The sequence below is a fragment of the uncultured Senegalimassilia sp. genome (genome assembly GCF_934632265.1).
In the GTDB taxonomy this organism is placed as follows: Bacteria; Actinomycetota; Coriobacteriia; order Coriobacteriales; family Eggerthellaceae; genus Senegalimassilia.
On record NZ_CAKTYH010000147.1, the window covers coordinates 1 to 3988 of the forward strand.

The 3988-nt window shown below is 64.6% G+C and carries 4 protein-coding genes; all 4 read left to right on the forward strand.

Annotated features, from left to right (window positions below):
- On the forward strand, nt 1-1398 hold a 1398-nt coding region (gene glmU, locus Q0H50_RS08695; protein WP_366936653.1), incomplete at its 5' end, for a bifunctional UDP-N-acetylglucosamine diphosphorylase/glucosamine-1-phosphate N-acetyltransferase GlmU.
- A gap of 152 nt (nt 1399-1550) precedes the next feature.
- Entirely contained in the window at nt 1551-2528 is a 978-nt protein-coding gene (locus Q0H50_RS08700) for a ribose-phosphate pyrophosphokinase (RefSeq protein ID WP_181859389.1), read from the forward strand.
- Nucleotides 2529-2927: 399 nt separating this feature from the next.
- Complete coding sequence (pth, locus tag Q0H50_RS08705) at nt 2928-3485, forward strand: aminoacyl-tRNA hydrolase (RefSeq protein ID WP_276668639.1); 558 nt, start codon at nt 2928-2930, stop codon at nt 3483-3485.
- 167 nt (nt 3486-3652) lie between these two features.
- Nucleotides 3653-3988 (forward strand): MFS transporter (locus Q0H50_RS08710; protein WP_294421490.1); only part of this gene is annotated, 336 nt, incomplete at its 3' end.

Here is a 3988-nt window from a genome sequence, read left to right on the forward strand (position 1 = left end):
AAGGAGGATCGCATGGAAGCTGCCGCTATCGTTTTGGCTGCGGGCGCGGGCACCCGTATGAAGTCCAAAAAGCCCAAGGTGGCACACGAGGTTTTGGGCAAGCCGCTCGTGCGCTGGGTGGTCGACGCCGCCCACACCGCCGGCGTTACCCAGGTGGCAACGGTGGTCGGCCATGCCCGCGAGCAGGTCATCCCGCTGGTCGAGGGCGACACGCAGGTAGTGGTCCAGGAAGTGCAGAACGGCACGGCGGGCGCGGTGCTGGCCTGCGCCGACGCCTTCGCCGGCTTCGACGGCTCGATGTCGGTGCTCACCGGCGACTGCCCGCTCATCAAGCCCGAGACCATCGCCCGCTTGGCGCAGGTGCGCGACGAGAATAACGCCGCCGTGGTGGTGCTCACCATGAAGCTGGACGACCCCACCGGCTACGGCCGTATCATCCGCGACGCCGACGGCCAGGTCGAGCGCATCGTCGAGCAGAAGGACGCCACGCCCGAGGAGGCGGCGGTCAACGAGTGCAACTCCGGCTTCTACTGCTTCGACGCGCGCGCCCTGTTCGATGCGTTGGCCCAGGTCAGCAACAATAACGCTCAGGGTGAGTTCTATCTCACCGACGTGCTCGAGATCTGCCGCAACGCCGGCCGTCCCGTGTTGGCGCTTGCCACCGACGACGCCGCCGAGTGCCTGGGCGTCAACTCCCGCATCCAGCTGGCCCAGGTCACCAAGGTCATGCAGCGCCGCATCAACCACGCGCACATGGCAGCCGGCGTCACCATGGTCGACCCCGACCAGGTCTGGATCGGCCCCGACGTGAAGATCGCCCAGGACGTCGAGCTGCTTCCCCAGGTCATGCTCATGGGCGCCACCGAGATCGGCGAGGACAGCGTCATCGGCCCGAACACGCGCCTGACCGACACGAAGGTCGGCCGCGGCTGCATCATCGAGGAGACGGTGTCCATCGAGGCGCAGATCGACGACGCCGCAACCGCCGGCCCGCGCGCCTACCTGCGCCCGGGCACGCACCTGTGCGAGGGTGCGAAGGCCGGCACGCACGTGGAGATCAAGAAATCAACCATCGGCCGCGGCAGCAAGGTGCCGCACCTCAGCTACATCGGCGACACCACCATGGGCGAGGGCGTCAACATCGGCGCCGGCTCCATCACCTGCAACTACGACGGCAAGAAGAAGTGGCCCACCACCATCGGCGACAACGTGTTCGTGGGCAGCGACACCATGATGGTGGCTCCTGTCACCATCGGCGATGGCGCCATCATCGGCGCGGCGTCGTGCATCACCAAGGAAGTGGCGTCCGACGCGCTGGCGCTCACGCGCCCCGAGCAGGTGGAGATCCCCGGCTGGGCCGCCAAGAAGCGCGCTCGTCAGGCCGCTGAAGGCAAATAAGCCGCGTCTCCCTGAGCCTTTCGTAAGCTAACTGGGCCGGCTGGCCGTGAAGTCCTCATAGAGGGTTCGCGTGCCAGCTGGCCTTTTCCTTTTCCGCCGGGTAAAATGGGTTCCGTATGAACAACTGCGAAGCGATGCGAAGGAGCACGCGCATGACTGCGGAAATGGAAAAGCGTAAGAGGATGGCAGTGTTTTCGGGTTCCTCGAACCTGAAGCTGGCCGACGAGATCGCACAGGAGCTGGGCATCTCCCTGGGCAATGTGAAGCTGGAGAAGTTCGCCAACGGCGAAATCTACGCTCGCTACCAGGAAAGCGTCCGCGGCGCCGATGTGTTCATCGTGCAGTCCGTCTGCTCGAGCCCCAACGGCTTCGACGTCAACGACAACCTCATGGAGCTGCTCATCATGATCGACGCGGCCAAGCGCGCCAGCGCGCACAGCGTCAGCGCCGTCATCACGCATTACGGCTACGCGCGCCAGGACCGCAAGGCCGCCCCGCGCGAGCCCATCACCGCCAAGCTGGTGGCCGACCTGCTCACCGCCGCCGGTGCCGACAACATCATCGCCATCGACCTGCATCAGGACGCCATCCAGGGCTTCTTCGACAAGCCGGTCAACCACATGACGGCCATGCCCATCTTCGTGGACTACTTCGAGCAGAAGGGCTTCAAGTCCGAGGAGCTGTGCGTGGTGTCCCCCGACGTGGGACGCGCAAAGGCCGCCAAGAAGTTCTCCACGCTGCTCGATTGCGACATCGCCATCATGCACAAGGACCGCCCGAAGCACAACCAGGCCGAGATCACGGCCCTGATCGGCGACGTGAAGGACAAGATCTGCATCCTCAACGACGACATGATCGACACCGCCGGCAGCCTGGTGGCCGCAGCCACCACGCTCAAGGCCAAGGGCGCGAAGAAGATCTACGCCTGCGCAACGCACGGCCTGTTCAGCGGCCCTGCCTACGAGCGACTTGAGAACTCCTGCATCGAGGAGGTCGTGGTCACCAACGCCGTGCCCGTGCCGCTCGAGCGCCAGACCGGCAAGATCAAGGTCGTCACGCTGGCTCCGCTGTTCGCGCAGACTATCAAGAACGTGTACAACAACGGCTCCGTCGCAAGCCTGTTCGAATAATCGTTTCGCCGCTCGGACCGGCGAAGGGCTTGCCTGACATCGCAAGCTCTCGTGCTGCGTCGCCCTTGCATTCGCTCGCACGGGCGTGGGCCTGGGCCTCGCTCTGACGCGGTGGCTCTCTATGGGGTTCGGCAGCACGGGCAGCGTATCTTAAAACGGGGAAAGCCCGCCTGGCTTCGCAAGGGGCTCGGGCGGGCTTCGCTTGTCGTTGGGGTAAGACGCGCCGGGTCTGTGGGGTCATGGCGTTCGAAATCCGTCGGCCTCGGTGGGTGTCCGCCTGCTAAGGGCTCCGGTCTTGGAGGCGACGCGATGGCGTTCGAAATCCGTCGGCCCTGGCGGGTTTTCGCCTGTTAAAAGCTTCGGGCGCGGTCCCGGAGCGCTTATATAAGAAGGAAAAGCATGTTTTTAATCGTTGGCCTGGGAAATCCGGGCGAGGAATACGAGCACACGCGCCACAACGCCGGCTTCGATTCGCTTGATCTGGTGGCGGAAGAGGTGGGCGCGCGCTACTGGAAGACCGAGTGCGGCGCACTTACGGCCAAGGGCGTGTGGCGCGACCATGATGTGGTGCTGGCCAAGCCGCAAAGCTATATGAATACATCGGGCGGCCCGGTGAAGCAGCTGATGAACGCATACGGCGTGAAGGCCGATCACCTGATCGTCATCCACGACGAGCTGGATATCGACCCGGGCACCATCCGCGTGAAGTTCGGCGGCGGTCACGCCGGCCACAACGGGCTTCGCAGCATCTGCGACAAACTGGGCACGCGCGACTGGTTCCGCGTGCGCTGCGGCATCGGCCGCCCGCCGGGACGCATGCCGGTGGTCGACTGGGTGCTCGGCCGCCCGAAGAAGGAGCAGGCCGACGATTTCGCCCAGGCCACGCACCTGGCAAGCCAGGCAGCCCTGGGCCTGGTCACGGATGGCCTGGAGAAAACCCAGCAGCGCTTCAACTAGCGAGCGCCGTGCGGTTGAACAGGGGACGGAGGTGTGTTTACGTTGGACGCCTTGCGTCCCCGAAAGGAATTCGTGAACACACCTCCGTCCCCTGTTCAACCCTGTTCAACCTGTTCGCTTGCATTCCCGTTCTCGCCGTGCTCAGGCGGCTTGCGAAAGGAGGGTCTTTGCCTGCGACCGACAAACGTGCGGCATATTCGCTGTTCGCGCTGGTGGTCCTTTCGGCGGCGTGCGGCAACCTGTCGCAGACTGCCGTGAACGCCATGATGATGGGTATCGTGGCCGACATGGACATCACCGTGGGCCTTGGGCAGTGGCTCAGCACCGGCTATATGCTCATGCTCGGGGTTGCCGTTCCTGCCGTCACCTGGATCTCCAAACGATTCAGCGCGCGGCAGCATATCCTGCTTGCCCTGGGCCTGTCGCTCGCGGGCTCTCTGATGTGCCTGGCGGCGCCCAGATTCTGGGTGCTGCTGGCGGGGCGCATCTTGCAAGCCGTTTCC